Source organism: Thermobrachium celere DSM 8682 (genome assembly GCF_000430995.1).
GTDB classification, from domain to species: Bacteria; Bacillota; Clostridia; order Clostridiales; family Caloramatoraceae; genus Thermobrachium; species Thermobrachium celere.
Map to the genome: position 1 here is coordinate 1,105,689 of NZ_HF952018.1, position 18,797 is coordinate 1,124,485.

Annotated in this window: 17 protein-coding genes and 1 other annotated feature; of the genes, 2 read left to right on the forward strand and 15 right to left on the reverse strand. The window is 30.0% G+C overall.

The features are described 5' to 3' along the window. Positions 1 to 32 precede the first annotated feature (32 nt). From alaS to TCEL_RS06055, 8 genes are all read right to left on the reverse strand, one after another. Positions 33 to 2,669, reverse strand: a complete 2,637-nt coding sequence (gene alaS, locus TCEL_RS06020) for an alanine--tRNA ligase (protein WP_018662171.1) — start codon at positions 2,667 to 2,669, stop codon at positions 33 to 35. An 87-nt stretch (positions 2,670 to 2,756) separates the two neighbouring features. Next, positions 2,757 to 2,961: a binding site (T-box leader), on the reverse strand. Next, a complete protein-coding gene (locus tag TCEL_RS06025; RefSeq protein WP_040683756.1) occupies positions 2,958 to 3,956 on the reverse strand; it encodes an AI-2E family transporter in 999 nt (332 codons plus the stop codon). It overlaps the preceding feature by 4 nt. A 10-nt stretch (positions 3,957 to 3,966) precedes the next feature. Beyond that, positions 3,967 to 4,479, reverse strand: a complete 513-nt coding sequence (locus TCEL_RS06030; RefSeq protein WP_018662179.1) for a PRC-barrel domain-containing protein — start codon at positions 4,477 to 4,479, stop codon at positions 3,967 to 3,969. Between the two features lie 84 nt (positions 4,480 to 4,563). Beyond that, the gene (mnmA, locus tag TCEL_RS06035) at positions 4,564 to 5,634 is read right to left on the reverse strand and encodes a tRNA 2-thiouridine(34) synthase MnmA (RefSeq protein ID WP_018662182.1); all 1,071 of its coding nucleotides are present in this window, start codon (positions 5,632 to 5,634) and stop codon (positions 4,564 to 4,566) included. A gap of 15 nt (positions 5,635 to 5,649) precedes the next feature. Then, entirely contained in the window at positions 5,650 to 6,069 is a 420-nt protein-coding gene (gene nifU, locus TCEL_RS06040) for a Fe-S cluster assembly scaffold protein NifU (protein ID WP_018662183.1), read from the reverse strand. 1 nt (position 6,070) lies between these two features. Continuing rightward, the gene (gene nifS, locus TCEL_RS06045; RefSeq protein WP_018662185.1) at positions 6,071 to 7,258 is read right to left on the reverse strand and encodes a cysteine desulfurase NifS; all 1,188 of its coding nucleotides are present in this window, start codon (positions 7,256 to 7,258) and stop codon (positions 6,071 to 6,073) included. Between the two features lie 2 nt (positions 7,259 to 7,260). Beyond that, positions 7,261 to 7,704: an RrF2 family transcriptional regulator gene (locus TCEL_RS06050; protein WP_018662187.1), complete on the reverse strand. Its 444-nt coding sequence runs from the start codon at positions 7,702 to 7,704 to the stop codon at positions 7,261 to 7,263. Between the two features lie 144 nt (positions 7,705 to 7,848). Next, positions 7,849 to 9,156, reverse strand: coding sequence for a replication-associated recombination protein A (locus tag TCEL_RS06055; protein ID WP_018662188.1), 1,308 nt, complete (start codon positions 9,154 to 9,156; stop codon positions 7,849 to 7,851). 91 nt (positions 9,157 to 9,247) lie between these two features. Between TCEL_RS06055 and TCEL_RS06060 the strand changes: the two genes are divergently transcribed. Then, positions 9,248 to 10,003 carry a putative ABC transporter permease gene (locus tag TCEL_RS06060; protein ID WP_018662189.1) on the forward strand — a complete coding sequence of 252 codons (756 nt, stop codon included), beginning with the start codon at positions 9,248 to 9,250 and terminating at the stop codon, positions 10,001 to 10,003. Positions 10,004 to 10,105: 102 nt separating this feature from the next. On the opposite strand, the gene TCEL_RS06065 is transcribed toward TCEL_RS06060, so the two are convergent. Then, the gene (locus TCEL_RS06065) at positions 10,106 to 10,306 is read right to left on the reverse strand and encodes a 4Fe-4S binding protein (RefSeq protein ID WP_018662191.1); all 201 of its coding nucleotides are present in this window, start codon (positions 10,304 to 10,306) and stop codon (positions 10,106 to 10,108) included. A gap of 211 nt (positions 10,307 to 10,517) precedes the next feature. Here TCEL_RS06065 and gltS point away from each other — a divergent pair, with 211 nt between their 5' ends. Next, positions 10,518 to 11,702: a sodium/glutamate symporter gene (gene gltS, locus TCEL_RS06070; RefSeq protein WP_018662193.1), complete on the forward strand. Its 1,185-nt coding sequence runs from the start codon at positions 10,518 to 10,520 to the stop codon at positions 11,700 to 11,702. A gap of 14 nt (positions 11,703 to 11,716) precedes the next feature. Here gltS and hisC read toward each other — a convergent pair whose 3' ends face one another. The 6 genes from hisC to TCEL_RS06100 form a co-directional block, all read right to left on the reverse strand. Continuing rightward, positions 11,717 to 12,805: a histidinol-phosphate transaminase gene (gene hisC / locus TCEL_RS06075; RefSeq protein WP_018662196.1), complete on the reverse strand. Its 1,089-nt coding sequence runs from the start codon at positions 12,803 to 12,805 to the stop codon at positions 11,717 to 11,719. Positions 12,806 to 13,013: 208 nt separating this feature from the next. Further along, positions 13,014 to 13,928 (reverse strand): UDP-N-acetylmuramate dehydrogenase, encoded by a 915-nt coding sequence (gene murB / locus TCEL_RS06080; protein ID WP_018662198.1) that lies wholly within the window; start codon positions 13,926 to 13,928, stop codon positions 13,014 to 13,016. 113 nt (positions 13,929 to 14,041) lie between these two features. Next, positions 14,042 to 14,758, reverse strand: a complete 717-nt coding sequence (locus tag TCEL_RS06085) for a phosphatase (protein ID WP_018662200.1) — start codon at positions 14,756 to 14,758, stop codon at positions 14,042 to 14,044. Positions 14,759 to 14,825: 67 nt separating this feature from the next. Continuing rightward, the gene (gene uvrC, locus TCEL_RS06090) at positions 14,826 to 16,670 is read right to left on the reverse strand and encodes an excinuclease ABC subunit UvrC (protein WP_018662202.1); all 1,845 of its coding nucleotides are present in this window, start codon (positions 16,668 to 16,670) and stop codon (positions 14,826 to 14,828) included. 11 nt (positions 16,671 to 16,681) lie between these two features. After that, positions 16,682 to 17,296 carry a metal-dependent hydrolase gene (locus TCEL_RS06095; protein ID WP_018662203.1) on the reverse strand — a complete coding sequence of 205 codons (615 nt, stop codon included), beginning with the start codon at positions 17,294 to 17,296 and terminating at the stop codon, positions 16,682 to 16,684. A gap of 72 nt (positions 17,297 to 17,368) precedes the next feature. Continuing rightward, positions 17,369 to 18,796, reverse strand: coding sequence for a peptidoglycan D,D-transpeptidase FtsI family protein (locus TCEL_RS06100; RefSeq protein ID WP_018662204.1), 1,428 nt, complete (start codon positions 18,794 to 18,796; stop codon positions 17,369 to 17,371). Position 18,797: the final 1 nt, after the last annotated feature.

An 18,797-nucleotide genomic window follows, 5' to 3' on the forward strand; every position in this document is an offset into this window, starting at 1 on the left:
TTCCTTTGTTTATTCTTATACATAATATACCATTATTTTATCATTGTTTCAACAATCTCAAATGCTTTATTTAACGCCTCATCAATCTTTGAAGCATCACGACCACCTGCTTGTGCAATATCTGGTCTTCCGCCTCCACCGCCACCAGCTACTTTTGCTACTTCTTTTATAATGTTTCCTGCATGTGCACCCTTTTGAACAGCGTCTTTGCTTGCCATAGAAACAAATACAACTTTACCTTCTTTATTACTTCCTAGAACAATTACACACGTTCCTAATTTTTCCTTTAACCTATCTCCAAGCGTTCTTAATCCGTCAGCATCTAAATCAACCTTTGCTACTGCTACCTTAACACCATTGATATCCTTAGCTGAATTTACTATTTCATCAGACATACTATTTGCCATTTTGCTCTTTAGAGCTTCAATCTCTCTCTCTTTTCCCTTAAGCTCATTTACTAACGCTTCTGCCTTTCTAACTATCTCTTTATTTGTTGTTTTTAAAGCCTTTGCAACTTCATTTAATGTTAATTCTATGTTATTTACATAATCAATTGCGCCTTTACCTGTAACTGCCTCAATTCTTCTTATACCAGCAGCTACACCCCCCTCTGAAACTATTTTAAACATTCCAATTGATGATGTATTTGATACATGTGTACCTCCACAGAGTTCCATGCTAAAATTACCTGCTCTTACTACTCTTACTGTGCTTCCATATTTTTCACCAAATAGAGCTGTAGCACCCATCTTTTTAGCCTCTTCTAGAGAAGTCTCAATTGTTTCAACATTTAAAGCCTCTAGTATCTTTTCATTTACAAGTTGTTCAACCTTGTGCAGTTCTTCATGAGATAGAGCTTCAAAATGTGTAAAGTCAAATCTTAATCTGTCATCTGCAACAAGTGAACCTGATTGTTCAACATGTGTTCCTAGAATTTCTCTTAATGCCTTATGTAATAGGTGGGTTGCTGTATGATTTCTTGCAATGCTCATTCTTCTGGATACATTTACCTTAGTTGTTACTAATGAACCCTTTCTAACTTCGCCCCTTGTTACTTTACATACATGTATTATTTTATTATTATGAGTCTTCTTACAATCTAGAACTTCAATTTCAAAACCTTCTCCTAATATAAAACCTGTATCTCCTATTTGTCCACCCATTTCAGGATAGAATGTTGTCTTATCTAAAATTAATGTTACTTCATCTCCCTCTACTGCATTATCAGTAAAGTTACCATCCTTTACAATATAAAGTACTTCTCCATTTCCTTCTGTACTTGTATAACCTACAAATTCAGTAGTCAATTCTGCTGGTAAAGTAGCATAAATATCTATATCTGTTCCCATATAATTTGTTTCTTCTCTTGCAGAACGTGCCCTTTCTTTTTGAGCCTCCATTTCTTTTTCAAAGCCCTGCATATCAACCTTTATATTATGTTCATCTAATATTTCTATTGTTAATTCTATTGGGAAACCATATGTATCATATAATTTAAATGCGCTTTCTCCATCTAAAACATTCTTATTTTGTGCTTTTAATTCTTCTATATATTGATTTAATATACTTAAACCTTGATCTATTGTTTCATCAAATCTTTCCTCTTCAAGTTTTATAACCTTTTTAATAAAGTCTCTTTTTTCTTCTAGTTCTGGATATGCTGTTTTTGAATTTTCAATTACAACATCACAAATATTGTATAAAAATGCTTTATTAATTCCTAATAATTTTCCATGCCTTGCTGCTCTTCTTAAAAGTCTTCTTAAAACATAGCCACGTCCCTCATTTGAAGGTAATATACCATCACTAACCATAAAGGTTACACTTCTTATATGATCTGTTATTACTCTTACAGATACATCCTTTGCTTCATCAGTATTGTATTTATAATTTGCTACTTCACATACTTTATCAAGAATAGCTTTTATTGTATCAACTTCAAATATTGAATCAACACCCTGCATAATTGTTGCTATTCTTTCAAGTCCCATTCCTGTATCTATATTTGGATTTTCAAGTCTAGAATATGTACCATCTTCTTCTTTATTAAATTGAGTAAAAACTAAATTCCAAAACTCTATAAATCTATCACAATCACATCCTACTTTACAATCTGGTTTACCACAACCCTTGTCTTCTCCTCTATCGAAGTATAGCTCTGAACATGGTCCACATGGACCTTGTCCTATTTCCCAGAAGTTATCCTCTTTTCCCATTCTGTAAATTCTGTCAGCAGGAACCCCTACTTTTTTAGTCCATATTTCAAAGGCTTCGTCATCCTCTTCATAAATAGATACATATAATCTGTCCTTAGGAAGCTTTAATACTTCTGTTGCAAATTCCCACGCCCAAGCAGTAGCTTCTTCTTTAAAATAATCACCAAAAGAGAAATTACCTAACATTTCAAAGAAAGTACCATGTCTTGCAGTTTTACCGACTCTTTCTATATCGCCTGTTCTAATACATTTTTGACATGTTGTTACTCTTTTTCTTGGTGGAACTTCTTGACCTGTAAAATATGGCTTTAATGGTGCCATACCTGCATTTATTAGTAAAAGGCTTTTATCATTTTGTGGAACAAGTGAAAAGCTTGGTAATCTTAAATGCCCCTTACTTTCAAAAAAGGACAGGTATTTTTCTCTAATTTCATTTAAACCCATGTAGTTCATTTTATCACCCTCCTATGTATATAATAATAACTCTACAATACAATTAACTTAATATTCTATTTAAAAAAAAATCCTTCATCCCTAAAATCTAGGGACGAAAGATCACTTCCGCGGTACCACCCTAATTACCAACTTGGTCACTCTAGGCCTTAACGCAAGCCAACGGTAATGCCTACTTTACTTTCAGCACACAGCTTTGGGACTGCTTCCATATCTATCTGTAAAGGTTCGCACCAGCCACCTTCTCTCTGAAACAGAATGGATATGTACTCCTTCCCTTCATAGCCTTTAAAATATTTTTTTCATTAAATAATTATATGTTACTTTTATAATTCCTGCAATAGGTACTGCCAACAAAAGTCCAATTCCGCCAAAAAATTTACCTCCTACCAATAGTATAATTATAACATAAACTGGATGTATTCCTAAACTATCTCCTAAAATTTTTGGTGCAACTATGCTGCTTTCAATCTCCTGAAGTACGAAAAAGAATATTGATACAGCAACAGCTTTATTTATAGATTGTGTTAATGCTATTAAAAAAGCTGGAACAAATCCAAGCACTGGACCAAAGTATGGTATTATATTAGTTAGACCATTAATAACTGCTATAAACAATGGAAATCTTATTCTAAGCAAAACAAGCCCTATAAAAGTAAATAGTGATATAATAAATGACAAAATTAACTGACCTCTAATATAATTACCTATTACTTCATCTATTTCTCTTGCAACATCAAAAACTATATCCCTTAATTTAAAAGGAATTATATTCATTAATTGCTTTTTAAAATAAGCAGAATCAATTAAAAAATAGTATGTAAAAATAGGAGTCAGTAAATATAAAGTCATTTTTTTAGATATCAAAATTGTATTAACAAAAAGTCTATTAATATAAATCGTTGATGTACTCTTTAATTTACCTAAAACTACATCTAAATTACCTTTAATATAGGCAGGCAACTTATCATAAAATAAAAAATATGGTCTTAATGATTCCTCTATTATATCTATACTAGAAGCTATTACAAATACCTCTTTGATAATACTTGGAATAATTATAAAAAATATAAATATGAATACAACGAGAATAAATATAATCGAAATTATTGCTGAAAGTTTAGAAGAAAATCCCCTTTTTTCTAAATGCTTTTTAAGAGGTGTAAGTATATAAGCAAAAATAAAGGATATTAGTAAAGGCGATATAAAGTCTTTTATTAAGAATAAAATAAATATAAAAAATATAATAAAAAACGTATAAACTAAAATTATTTTACTTTTTGTCATAATTACAACACTACCTTAAAAGTTTCTTTAAAGAAGCTTTATTTAATATCTTTACATCATCATTTACAACTATAAATTTAGATTTAAATCTTGTCTCTTTATCAACCAATATAATATTTCTTCCAGTAATTAAATCGTTTAACATTCCATTTGAAATACAAAGAGCTTTAATTTCTCCTGAGTATTCATCAAATATTACATCCTTTAAAATTCCCATAAATTTAGCATCTTTAGAAAAAACATTATTACCTAATCTATCAGATAAGCTTAACTTTTTTAAAAATCTATATTTTATCTTATTATAGTCTTTATCTAAATTTGATATTATAATAACATCTGAAACTATATTTATTTGCTTTGGAGTAATAATATAAAAACAATTAAATAAACCCTTTCTTTTTGATAAAATATATCCTATTATCTTAATTCTTCTGTTATCAAATAGAACATCAATTATTTTTCCATAATCATCTCCTGAATATCCTACAACTTTTTTGTTTAGTACATCAGTTAGTTTTATCATATTATAACACCTCCTTCTTAGATATTTTTTGCAAAATAGCTAAAAAAATTCTTAAAAATAAATAGGAGCTGATTGAATCAGCTCCTATTTTATAATTCCACCACCTACTACAATATCACCGTCATAAAACACAACTGACTGCCCTTTTGTTATAGCTCTTTGTGGAGTTTCAAATTTTACAAGAACACCATTTTTATAAGGCATGATTGTTGCATCAGCTTCTTTTGCTGAATATCTTATCTTTGCTGTTACCTTCATTTCTCCTTCTAATTTTTCAAAAGGTATAAAATTAACATCTTCTGCATATAGTGTGTCTTTAAATATATCTTTTTCGTCACCTACAACAACTAGGTTCTTTTCTGGTATTATGTCAATTACATAAACTGGCTTTCCTAAAGATAAACCAAGCCCCTTCCTTTGACCTATTGTATAATGAATTATACCTTTATGTTTTCCTAACTTATTTCCATTTACATCTACAAAATAACCTGGTTTAATCTCCTCAGGCCTTCTTTCTTTTATAAATCTGGCATAATCATTATCTGGGACAAAACAAATTTCTTCACTATCCTTTTTATTAGCAACTGGGAGTCCTATCTCTCTTGCTATTTCTCTAACTTTATCCTTAGTATATCCACCAAGTGGCATTAGGGTATGTGCTAATTGATATTGTGTCATGTTGTATAATACATATGTTTGGTCCTTCTTTTCATCCTTTGATCTTTTAAGAAGATATCTTCCTGTTTTATTATCTTTTTCTATAATAGCATAATGTCCAGTTGCTATATACTTAGCACCTAATACTTTTGCCCTTTTTAAAAACTCATCAAATTTTATATATTTGTTACATGCAATACATGGGTTAGGAGTTTTCCCTGCTAGATATTCATCAATAAAATAATTAATCACCTTAGATTCAAAAACATCTTTAAAATTTAAAACATAATATGGTATATCAAGCTTTGCAGCTACTCTAGTTGCGTCATTTACAGCTGAAAGAGAACAGCATCCGCCCTCTCTCTCTTCAAATTCTAAATTTCTTGGTATAACTTCCATAGTTATACCAACCACATCATATCCTTGCTCTTTTAGTAAATATGCAGCGACGGAGCTATCAACTCCGCCGCTCATTCCTATAACAACCTTTTCCTTCATATATTCACCTACTTATCACTCATGATGATGGTCGTCATCGTCTGTAAATCTGTCTTCCCATGGTTCTAGTCCATTTTTTATTCTATAATCATTTATTGCCTTATGGATAGCCTGTTCAGCTAAAACTGAGCAATGCATTTTAGCTGGTGGTAGTCCATCTAGTGCCTCTGCAACTGCTACATTTGTAAGTTCCCATGCTTCCTCTAAAGTCTTTCCCTTAATTAATTCAGTTGCCATTGAGCTTGAAGCTATAGCTGAACCACAGCCAAATGTTTTAAACTTTACATCTACTATTCTATTGTTTTCAACCTTTATATAAATCTTCATTATATCTCCACATTTAGCGTTTCCTACTTCTCCTACTCCATCTGGATTTTCAATTTCACCTACATTTCTTGGATTCATAAAATGGTCCATTACTTTATCACTGTACATATTATTTTCCCCCTTCTTTTATAAATGATTCATATAATGGTGACATATCTCTTAACCTTTGAACTATCTGTGGTAATACTTCTAAAACATAATCTACATCTTCTTCTTTATTTAAATCTCCAAGACTAAGTCTTAAAGATCCATGTGCAATTTCATGTGGTAAACCAATTGCCATAAGTACATGAGAAGGATCAAGCGATCCTGAAGAACAAGCACTTCCTGTTGAAGCACATATTCCATAATGATCTAATAATAAAAGCAATGATTCACCTTCTATAAATTGAAAACTTACATTTATATTACCTGGTAGTCTTTTTTCTGGATGTCCATTTAGCTTTGTATATGGTATTTTTTCCATAATACCATTTAGTAGTCTATCTCTCATTGACTTTATTTTTCTATTGTGTTCTTCAATATTTGATGTAGCAAGTTCTATTGCCTTACCTAATCCAACAATACCAGGTAAATTTTCTGTACCTGCTCTTCTTTTTCTCTCTTGGCCTCCACCATGTATTAAGTTATCTATTTTTACTCCTTTTCTGATATATAGAGCACCTACACCCTTTGGTCCATAGAACTTGTGGGCAGCAAGTGAAAGTAAGTCTATATTCATTTCTTTAACATCTATATTTACATTTCCAACTGCCTGAACTGCATCTGTATGGAAATAAATTCCTCTCTCTCTAGCAATCTTACCTATTTCAGCTATAGGCTGTATAGTTCCTATTTCATTATTAGCAAACATTATTGTTATTAATATAGTTTTATCAGTTATTGCCTTCTTTAAATCTTCAAGATTTATCATTCCATATTCATCTACATCAAGATAAGTTACTTCAAATCCTTGTTTTTCTAAATATTCACATGTATGAAGTACGGCATGATGTTCAATCTTTGTTGTTATTATATGATTACCTTTATCTCTATTAGCAAAGGCTACACCTTTAATTGCCCAGTTATCAGCTTCAGAACCTCCACCTGTAAAGTATATTTCATCTGGTAGAGCATTTAAAGCTTTAGCAACTTTTTCTCTTGCTTCCTCTATAGCTGCTTTTGATCTTCTTCCAAAGGTATAAATTGATGAAGCATTTCCAAATTGTTCAGTAAAATATGGCATCATTGCCTCTAATACTTCTGGTTTTGTATAAGTTGTTGCTGCATGATCCATATATACAAATCTTTTTTCCATTGTTATTCTCCCCTTTTTATTGATGTAATTACATTCATGGATTTATAGTCGTTTACCATATCCTCAAGTGTTATTGAGCGAGTAACTTGATTTACACTATCCCTAATCTTTATCCATAAAAGCCTTGTAGCACAATAATCAACTCTTGAACAGTTAACCTCATCATCAATACATTCTGATATTTCAATTGGCCCCTCTAAAACATCTAATATATCCGCTACAGTAATTTGTGATGGTGGCCTACTTAAAATATATCCTCCTTGAGCCCCTCTAACACTCTGTATTAATCCTGCCTTTCTTAGAGCACTAAAAAGTTGCTCAAGATAATATTCTGAAATATTTTGTCTTTCTGAAATAGTCTTTATCGATAAAGGCTCATTGCCATAGTTTAATGCAAGCTCAAACATAGCCTTAACTCCATACCGACCCCTAGTTGATAACTTCAAATTAATCACCTCTAATTTAATTCCGAGTAAAATAATATGAATTTCATCTTCAGATTATCATAGTAGAGTAATTTTGTCAACTTTATATTTTCAAAAACTTAAATATATTATTTCATAATCTATTATTTATTAAGGCTCACTAATTTATTCATTAATTTCCTTTAATTTGTTTAGTCTTTCCCTTATTTTAGACTCAAATCCAATATTTTTTGGTATGTAGTACCTTTTACCTAAATGTGATTTAGGTAAATAGTCCTGCTTTACATATCCATTGTAGTCATGTGGATATTTATATCCTATACCTCTATTTAATTCCTTTGCCCCCTTATAGTGAGCGTCCTTCAAATATGCAGGCACTCCAGAATCTTTATTAGTTCTAACATCTTCAATTGCTTTATCTATTGCCAAATAACAAGCATTACTTTTTGGAGCACATGCAACGTAAGAAACAGCCTGTGCTAAAATAATTCTAGCTTCAGGATACCCAACCATATTAACTGCATTTGCAGCACTTGTTGCAATAACAAGAGCCATTGGATCAGCATTTCCTACATCTTCACTTGCACATATCATTACTCTTCTTGCAATAAACATTGGATCCTCTCCAGCCTCAATTAATTTAGCTAAATAATAAATAGCAGCATCTGGATCTGTTCCACGCATACTTTTAATAAATGCTGAAACAATATCATAATGGTAATCTCCATTCTTATCATATAAAATAATTCTTTTTTGAATGCATTCATATGCATCCTCTATTGTAACTTTGATTTTTCCATCAATCTGTTTTGAAGTTTTAACCGCCATCTCTAAAGCATTTAAGGCTTTCCTTACATCACCAGAAGAATTTATAGCTATATACTCTAAAGCCTCATCTTCAATCTCAACATTTAAATTTCCTAATCCCTTTGGACTTTTTAATGCTCTTATCAAAACTTCTTTAACTTCCTCTGTACTCAATTCCTTTAACTCAAAAATCATTGACCTAGAAAGAAGTGCTTTATTAACCTCAAAATAAGGGTTTTCTGTTGTAGCACCAATTAATGTTATAATTCCTCTTTCTACATATGGAAGAAGTGCATCCTGTTGTAATTTATTAAATCTATGTATTTCATCAATAAATAAAATAGTCTTTTTAGAGTTAAACTTTAAATTGTTTTGTGCTTCTTCGACAATCCTTTTAATATCAGAGACTCCTGAAGAAACTGCATTTATCTGTTTAAATTCTGCCTTTGTAGTATTAGCTATTATCATTGCAAGAGTAGTTTTACCCGTACCAGGTGGACCATAAAATATAACTGAAGACAAATTATCAGTAATAATAGCTCTATAGAGCATTTTATTTTTATCTAGTATGTGCTTTTGACCAACAAATTCATCAAGTGTTTGTGGTCTCATACGTTCTGCTAAAGGTTTATTTTCTTGTTTATTTATCATGTCAAATAAATCCATGTTTTTCACCTCATTAATAATTTATACTATGTGGTATAATTAATTTGTAAGTTACATATAATTTTATACTATAATTTAAGGGGGGATATATTTGGAAAGATATCACTATCTATTTTTATGTTTTATTTTTTATTCATTCTTAGGTTGGATCATAGAAGTATTATATCATATTTATAAAGATAAACGCTTTATTAATAGAGGATTCTTATATGGTCCTATTTGTCCAATATATGGTTTTTCTGCTGTAATTTTAATTATTACTCTGGGGAAATACAAAAACCCTCTTTTAATATTCATTATAGGTTCATTAATCGCAAGCATTATTGAATACATTACAGGTTACTTACTTGAACTATTTTTTCATACAAAATGGTGGGATTATTCAAACGAAAAATATAATATAAAGGGATACATTTGCCTAAAATTTTCAATATATTGGGGAGCATTTTCATTAGTTTTCATAAAATTAATACATCCTAATGTTTCTAAAATTATAACTACTATAAATCAAAAATATGGGGAAATAGTTTACAATATAATCCTTGTTATATTTATAATGGATACTCTATACACTATAAACAGCCTTATAGAATTAAAATCAATATTTATAGAATTAAAGGAAATACTTGATGAAATAAAAAATACTATTGAAATGCGCAATGAAATGATTAAACTAGAAAATAATCTAGAGGGTAGAATTGAAAATTTAATCTACTTAAAAAATAAAATATTAAATAGATTAAGTTTTAAACAAAAATTGCTTATTAAATCATATCCTAAAATCAAGTCAATTAAATTTGAAAATGAATTGCAACATGTAATACAACATATAAAAGAAAAATTTTAATCATATATAAAGTATGTCCTCCTAATCTTAAGAGGACATACTTTTATAGACAAAAATTCAATTTAAGATTTAACAAATATAAAAATAAGTAGGAAGACAGCCCTACTTCATTCTTATAGCCCCTGCTGGGCAAAAGTTTACACACTTGCCACATCCAATACACTTTTCTTCGTCAACCTTTGAAACACCACCGCCAAAAAATCCTGATCTTTCTTGAGTTATTGCTCCAACTGGACATACCCTTTTAGCTGGACAAAATGGTGATCTATCACACTTTTGTGGATCAACGTAAGCTTTTTTCATATTCTCTCCTCCTTATACCTGTATGGGGTATATTAGTATTATAATACTTTAATACATATTTATCAAGTTTTTAATGCTTATTAATTTATTTTTTCTTTATTTTAAAACAATATTTTTAAATATTCTTAAAAAAACAATTGACTTTTTACGAATTTTCTTGTAATTTTTAAAATGTATGTCATATTTTTTAACAAAAAGGGGGAGGATTATTTTGGAACTAAAACTTGACATGATTCAAACTGTAGGACTTGCCGTTGTAGTTTATTATCTTGGAGTATTTATACGCTCAAAAGTAAATGTACTTGAAAAATTCTGTATACCTGCCCCTGTGGTTGGTGGATTATTGTTTGCAATCTTAAATTTAATTTTAAGAGAAAATGGTATTTTAAAAATAACTTTAGACACTACACTTCAAAAACCATTTATGCTAGTTTTCTTTACAACAATAGGGTTAACTGCTAGCCTTAAATTATTAAAAAAAGGTGGCCTATCTGTATTAATATTTTTCCTATGTACAGTGTTACTTGTAATCATGCAAGATTTAATAGGTGTACTTATTGCAAAGGCAATTGGAACAAATCCACTTCTAGGTCTAATTGCAGGTTCAGTTACAATGGTAGGAGGTCATGGAACAGGTGCAGCCTTTGGAGAATTATTTGAAAAATCCTATGGTTTTAATGGTGCAGTAACTGCAGCAATGGCAGCTGCCACCTTTGGCCTAGTAACTGGAAGTTTAATTGGCGGTCCTATAGGTAAAAAATTAATTGAAAAATATAATCTAAAATCTAATGTATCAGATTATATTGATGAAATTGCACTAACTGATGAAACAATAACTTATGAAGAAATGTTTAAAACTTTTACAATAATTATAATATCAATGTCATTAGGTGCTGTTCTTGAACTATGGTTTAAAAGCAAAAACATCACTTTACCTTCTTACATAAATGCAATGATTATTGCTGCCATCATATTAAACATTGGTGAATCAACAGGTAAGTATCATATAAATCAAAAATGTGCTGATATATTAGGATCAATTGGATTAAATGTATTTCTTTCAATGGCTTTAATTGGACTTAAACTCTGGGAACTAAAAGAAGTAGCAGGTCCAATGCTTATAATACTTATTGCACAAACAGTACTTATGACAATTTTTGCATATTTCATTGTATTTAGATTTAACGGCAAGGACTACGATGCAGCAGTTATGTCAGCTGGTTGTTGTGGATTTGGAATGGGTGCTACACCTAACGCTATGGCTAATATGAATGCCATCTGTGAAAAATATGGACCAGCACCTAGAGCATTTTTTGTTATACCAATTGTAGGGGCATTCTTAATTGATTTTACAAACTCTATAATCATTACAACATTTGCCAACTTCATTAAATGATAAAAATGGGGCGATTATTCGCCCCTTAATATTTCCTCTAATGATTTTACAAATCTCTGACATTGTTCCATAGTACCCACAGTAACTCTCAACCATCCAGGCATATCAAATAAAGATCCTGGTCTTACAATAACACCTTTTCTTAAAAGCTTATTGAAAACATCCATGTCATCTTTTCCTGTATCTACCATAACAAAATTAGCTTGACTCTCTATATAATTTAACCCTAATCTGTCAAATTCTTTATAGTAGTATTTACGTCCCTCGTCATTCTTTTCAACAATGAATTTTAAAAACTCCTCATCCTTTAGTGCAGCAATACCTGCCTCCTGAGCAATTAAATTTGTATCAAAAGGTCCAATAACAGAGTTCATATATTGAGTTATCTCTTCATTAGCTATTCCATATCCTAATCTTAAACCTGCAAGTCCATAAGCCTTAGAAAAGGTTCTTAATATTACTATATTATTATATTTATTAAGCAATGGAATTGTATCAGGATAATCTTCATCTGTTACATATTCTTTATATGCTTCATCTATAACTACTAACACATCCTTGGGTATATTATCTAATGCCCATAAGAGTTCATCTTTTTTTACAATGGTTCCAGTTGGATTATTTGGTGTTGCAAACCAAACAATTTTTGTTCTATCATTAACTGCATTGACCATTCCTTCCACATCTAATCTATGATTTTTCATTTTGATTTTAACAACTTTTCCACCCATTATTTTGGCAGAGTCTTCATATCTTTGAAATGATATATCCCCCATTATTATCTCATCATCTTTATCTATAAATATACTACACAATACCCTTATCAAAAGATCAGAACCTGTTCCACAAAAAATCATGGAAGTTTTTACCCCAAGATAATCAGCAAGTGCTTTCTTAAGTTCATAATTTGACGCATCTGGATATAAATTGATTGAATCTACAGCCGAAATCATGGCTTGTCTAACTTTTTCTGAACACCCATATGGATTTTCATTAGAAGCTAATTTTATTATATCATCCAGTCCAAGCTGTCTTTTAACTTCACTTATTGGCTTACCAGCCTGATATGGTCTTACCCCTTTTATAGCTTCTCTTATTTTCATGTTACCCCCTCCTTTAAAATAAGACTGCCTATTTATATAATAACTTTATTTTATTTTTTTCTCAATATTATATTTTTAATATTTTGAATTTTCTTTAATATGTAATATGATTTATTATAAAAATTTAAAATTCAATATATAATTATGTTTAAGCCAAGGATTTAATTAATAAAAATTTTTATAAATAATAAAAAATAATAGGCAAGGATTAATCCTCGCCTATTATTTTTACTTCGGTTTCTAGGGTTACTCCAAACTTCTCATATACGGTTTTTTGTACATGTTTTATAACTTCTAATACATCCTTTGCAGTTGCATTGTCATAATTTATAACAAATCCTGCATGTTTTTCAGATACCATTGCTCCTCCAAATCTATACCCTTTAAGTCCTGCGTCTTCTATTAATTTACCTGCAAAATATCCTGGAGGCCTCTTAAATGTACTTCCTGCACTTGGATAATTTAAAGGTTGTTTTTCTAATCTGCGTCTATTTAGTTCCTCCATACAACCTCTTATCTCATCGTAATTTCCCTTTTCTAAGTTAAAACACGCCTCAACTACCACAAGGTTTTCATCTTGAACCCTACTATGCCTATATGATAAATTTAACTCTTCTCTAGTTAATTTAATTAGATTTAAATTTTCATCAACACATTCAGCCCACTCAATTATATCCTTAATTTCGCCTCCGTATGCCCCTGCATTCATCGCAACGGCACCTCCAACCGTACCTGGAATTCCAGAGGCAAATTCCATTCCTTTTAGTGAATTTAGTAGGGCCTCCCTTGCGGTATTTGAGAGAGAAGCACCCCCTCCAGCAATTATTTTATTCTCCCTTACTAATATATAATCCAATCCTGTTAATTTTAGAATTACTCCTCTAAAACCTCCATCTTTAACAATTAAATTACTACCCTTTCCCATTATAAAATATGGAACATTGTATTTCTTAATCAGTTCTAATGATTTAATCAAATTATCTTTTGATTTTGGAATAACCATTATATCACATGGTCCTCCAACCTTAAAAGAGGTGTGATTCTTCATTGGTTCATTAAATTTCAATTCATCTTCATCTAAAAAGGTTTTTAAATTTATTTTAAGTTCATCTAAATTCATCATTTCAACTCCTTTTTAATGATTAAGCAATTTTTAGTATATATATAAATAATGCATAAATCAAGCATAATGTTACTTTTTTATGCAATATACAAATAAAAAGAGGGTTTAACCCTCTAAAAATTACGTCTAATTTTTAAAAACCTTTTCAAACCTTCTGGATCAGTACTTATTATATTCTCCTCTGTAACACCACATTCCTTTAGCATTTTTAAAGCCTCATTAAATTCTCCAATATGATAGCATATATGTGCATCACTTCCTAAAGTTAATAAATTACCCATTTCAACAGCCAACCTTGCTATTTCACTGCAATTTTGATAACTACCTGGTCTTGATATTCCTAAAGAACTGTTGTTTATTTCAATAAGCACATTATAATCCTTTGCAGCTTTCAAAACTTCTTTTTTATCAATTTCAAATGCAGGGTTGCCTGGATGTGCTATAATATCAACTAATCCACTTTTAATTGCACCAATAATTGCCCTTGTATTATCTTTTTTGCTTCCTGGTGTTATACATACATCATGTAAACTAGCAACAACAATATCTAATCTCTTTAATCTATCCTCATCTAAATCTAATCTTCCATCATAATCAATAATGTTCGCCTCTACACCTCTTAAAACCTCAACTCCATGTATTTCAGTCGGAACAGCCTTTAGGTTTCCAAAATAAAAAATATGAGGTCCTCCAGGCATAGCTGGTCCATGATCAGTTAGGGCAATTAATTTTAACCCCTTTCTACTTGCTTCCATGCAATTTTCTAAAAGTGTACTATAAGCATGCCCACTTGCAATTGTATGAGTATGTGTATCCACTAATATTTTCATTAGTATATCACTCCTAAGCCTTATAAATTTAATTAATATTATACAATATTGTTAAAAAATATTAAAGTTATTCATTATGAAAATAGTTAAAAATAGATAATGCTGCCTTTTCATTTATACCCTCTACTTCTAATAGTTTATCAATAGACGCATTTTTAATTTCATCAATGCTATTAAAGTGTTTAAGCAATGCTAATTTTCTTTTTTTACCTACATTAGGTATGTCATCTAAAACTGAAGAAAGCGTATTTTTATTTTTCAATCCCCTATGGTAACTTATAGCAAACCTATGAACTTCCTCTTGTATAGAAGCAATAAATCTATATAAATAAGAATGCTTATCTAATATAATTTCTCTTCCCTCATAAAACAATGATTTTGTTTTATGCCTATCGTCCTTTACCATTCCACATATTGGTATAGCTAGACCAAAAGAGTTAACAACCCTTTTAACAGCATTTACTTGAAGCTCTCCGCCATCTACTAATATTAAATCTGGAAAACTTGAAAATTTTCCTTCAGAAATATTTTTACCTTCTTCAAGTAGTACTTTTATTTCTTCTAGTCCCCTTGAAAATCTTCTTTCAACTATCTCTGCCATGCTATTAAAATCATCAGAACCTACTATTGTCTTTATTTTAAACCTTCTATACTGTTTCTTATTAGGTTTAGCATTTTCATAGACCACCATTCCACCAACACTATCTGTTCCTTGTATGTTTGATATATCGTAGGCTTCAATTCTATTTGGTAAATTTTCTAGATTTAATGTCCTCTTTAATTCATGAAGTACAAACTCTGTCTTTAGTTTTTCTTCTTGAAGTTTATTTCTTATATTCTTCAATGTTTCAAACGCATTCTTCCTTGCAAGCTCAACAATTTCACTTTTTTCTCCTCTTTTTGGTACTTTAATTGCTACCTTACTTCCCTTTTTATTTGATAAATAGGATTCTATTATATTAATCTCTGGTAACTCACTAGATAACAATATTTCTTTAGGAATAAATTCCCGTTCTTCATAAAATTGAACTAAGAATTGAGATAAAGCATCTTCATCTACATCATCAAAATAAAAATTTTCTCGACCTATTAATTTTCCATTTCTAATAAAAAATACTTCAAATGAAACTCCTTCATCATCCTTTGCAAAGGCTATAACATCTTCATCGTCTAGATAGCTTGAAATAATCCTCTGCTTTTCCTGTATCTTTTTTATAGAATTTATTTGATCTCTATATTCTGCTGCCTTTTCAAAATTTAATCTACTTGATTCTAAATACATCTTCTCTTCTAGATTTTTAATTAATTCATCATACTTTCCCTGCAGAAGTCTTAAAACATCATCAATAAATTGCTTGTAATCCTCAGGATCAACTTTACCTGTACAAGGTGCTAAACATTTATTTATATGATAATTTAAGCAAGGTCTATCTACTTCTACTCCATATTTTAAATTCTTTCTACAAGTTCTTATTTTAAATAGCTTTCTTATCAAGTTAATCGTTTCTCTAACAGCAGAAGTATCTGTATATGGTCCAAAATATTTTGCTCCATCTCTTTCATATCTTCTAGTTATTAAAACACGTGGATATTCCTCATTTAATGTAACCTTAATGTACGGATACTGTTTATCATCCTTTAGCAATATATTATATTTAGGTTTATATTTTTTTATAAGATTACATTCTAATATTAATGCTTCTAATTCTGAGTTTGTTATTATATACTCAAAATCTGATACATTAGATACCATAGCCCTAACTTTAGGGGGATGATTACTGCTCTTAAAGTACTGTTTTACTCTATTCTTAAGATTTACTGCCTTACCTACATATATTATTTCTCCTAATTCATTCTTCATTAAATAAACCCCAGGTTGCTCTGGTAAACTTTTGAGTCTTTCTTCAAACATCTAATCAGCTCCTACCTGTACTTTGTTAAAATTATTGGCAATCTCCATGCTGCATAAATTAAAAAAGTTAAAATAACAGCCGATTCTATTAAATTTCCTATCCAAGAACCTACTTTAAATGTAAATGGCATTTTAAATCTTTTCTTTTTAAAAGGATACATAATAGGAACTCCACCATTTGTAAACATATCTGCAATTAGATGCATTATATAGCCAATTGAAAATGGTATAATATACTCTTGAAATTTATACACAACAGCCGCATATCCAAATAATGATACAAAACATAAAAAACCAAATATACTATGGGTTAATCCGTTTCTATGATTTGATAATCCAATTAAAACTGAAAAAAAAGAAATTAAATTAAAATAAGTGAAATTAAAATAAAATGAATTTATAAAATAAATAACAATTCCCAAAGTAAAATAGAATGTAGTTTTAGTTATTTTATTTTTAAAAGGAAGAATATATTGATTAATAAAACTTTTTGGATGATCTATATCAGGTAAAATTGACGCTAACGCACATGCTAACAATGCTCCTGTTGTTAATGTCATATTAAAATACTCTGATAATATTATTGTAAACATTACTCCAATTCCTAAGTGCGTTTTACCTGTCATTTGTTTGCTCCTTTTGTTTACATAATTTCAAGTATAGTATATTACAAAAGGAGTATCCGAACAAGTGTTTTGTTATCTGTTAAAATAATGTAATATACAGTCCTTTGTTATATCTAAAGCCTTTCCTGAACCTGCACCACCATTTTCCACAATAACTGCAACAGCTATCTGAGGATTTTGAGCTGGTGCAAAGGCAACAAACCAAGAATGTGGCTCTTTACCCTCTAAATTTTCAGCAGTACCCGTCTTAGCAGCTATTTTAATTTTGCTATTTTTTATTTTACTTGCTGTTCCTTCATTAACTGTTAAAATCATATATTCCTTAATTTTTTCTGCTGTTTCTTTATCTAATACTTCAGCTAATTTTTCTGATTTTGTTTTATACTTCAAGTTTCCATAGTTATCAATTATAGAATCTAATATATATGGCTGCATAACCACTCCACCATTAGCAACTGCACAGGTCATAAGAGCCATAGTCATAGGATTTGCCTTAACTTCATGTTGTCCAATTGAACTAATTGCAATTGAAAATTCATCTCTTTCTTTAAAGTCATATCTTGCTGATTTAATAGGTATTTTTACAAATCTGTCCTTTATATATAAGTCAGAGTTAAATAAAAATTTTTCTGCTTCCCTTTTCAAAACATCGTAACCTAGCATTAAACCGATTTTTGCAAATGTATTGTTACAAGAAACCTTAAAGGCATTTTTTAAATTTATTTTTCCATGTTTTTCTCCTTTATAATCCCTTAGTTTTTTATCAGCAAATTGTAAACTTCCATTGCATACATTTGTATAATTATCAATATCATTAATATTTTCTATAGCTGCAGCTGCGGTTACAATTTTAAAAACAGAACCTGGAGGATAATATTCTGCTATTGCCTTATTTACAAAAGGTTTACCAATGTTATCATTGGAATAATCCTCAAAGTTTTTATCTATAAGATTAGGATTGTCTGAAGGCTTAGATACCATTGCTAAAATTTCACCAGTTTTTACATTTAAACATACTGCCGCACCTCTATCGTTACCAAATCTGTTGTAAATTCTATCTTGGAGTTTTGCATCAATTGTTAGTACAATACTATCTCCATATTTCTTTCTACTAAAAATTGCATATTTTAAATTGTTAAGAAAAACATTAATGTCATCATAAATCTGTTCTCTGCCTAAAAGTATATTATTATAATATCCCTCTACACCTGTTTTACCATACTTTAAACTATAATACCCACTAACAATACCTAATGATTCTTCATATGGATACTTCCTATTTCCCTTTTTGTCCGTATATGCTATCTTTTCACCATATCTATCAAATATTGTACCTCTTATAATATTTTTTTCTTCTTCTACAACTCTAGGATTAGAAATATCATATTTTATCTTTTCTGCAGTAAAAAGATTAAAATAAATTAAATAGGTTATTATTGATAAAAAGCACAGAACAAAAAATATAATTACCTTTTTTATATTTTCCTCTCTCTCCTTCATT

Coding starts and splice junctions, on each gene's coding strand:
- alaS (WP_018662171.1), bottom strand. CDS start 2,669: ATGAACTACATGGGTTTAAATGAAATTAGAGAAAAATACCTGTCCTTT.
- TCEL_RS06025 (WP_040683756.1), bottom strand. CDS start 3,956: ATGACAAAAAGTAAAATAATTTTAGTTTATACGTTTTTTATTATATTT.
- TCEL_RS06030 (WP_018662179.1), bottom strand. CDS start 4,479: ATGATAAAACTAACTGATGTACTAAACAAAAAAGTTGTAGGATATTCA.
- mnmA (WP_018662182.1), bottom strand. CDS start 5,634: ATGAAGGAAAAGGTTGTTATAGGAATGAGCGGCGGAGTTGATAGCTCC.
- nifU (WP_018662183.1), bottom strand. CDS start 6,069: ATGTACAGTGATAAAGTAATGGACCATTTTATGAATCCAAGAAATGTA.
- nifS (WP_018662185.1), bottom strand. CDS start 7,258: ATGGAAAAAAGATTTGTATATATGGATCATGCAGCAACAACTTATACA.
- TCEL_RS06055 (WP_018662188.1), bottom strand. CDS start 9,156: ATGGATTTATTTGACATGATAAATAAACAAGAAAATAAACCTTTAGCA.
- TCEL_RS06065 (WP_018662191.1), bottom strand. CDS start 10,306: ATGAAAAAAGCTTACGTTGATCCACAAAAGTGTGATAGATCACCATTT.
- hisC (WP_018662196.1), bottom strand. CDS start 12,805: ATGAAAATAAGAGAAGCTATAAAAGGGGTAAGACCATATCAGGCTGGT.
- murB (WP_018662198.1), bottom strand. CDS start 13,928: ATGATGAATTTAGATGAACTTAAAATAAATTTAAAAACCTTTTTAGAT.
- TCEL_RS06085 (WP_018662200.1), bottom strand. CDS start 14,758: ATGAAAATATTAGTGGATACACATACTCATACAATTGCAAGTGGGCAT.
- uvrC (WP_018662202.1), bottom strand. CDS start 16,670: ATGTTTGAAGAAAGACTCAAAAGTTTACCAGAGCAACCTGGGGTTTAT.
- TCEL_RS06095 (WP_018662203.1), bottom strand. CDS start 17,296: ATGACAGGTAAAACGCACTTAGGAATTGGAGTAATGTTTACAATAATA.
- TCEL_RS06100 (WP_018662204.1), bottom strand. CDS start 18,796: ATGAAGGAGAGAGAGGAAAATATAAAAAAGGTAATTATATTTTTTGTT.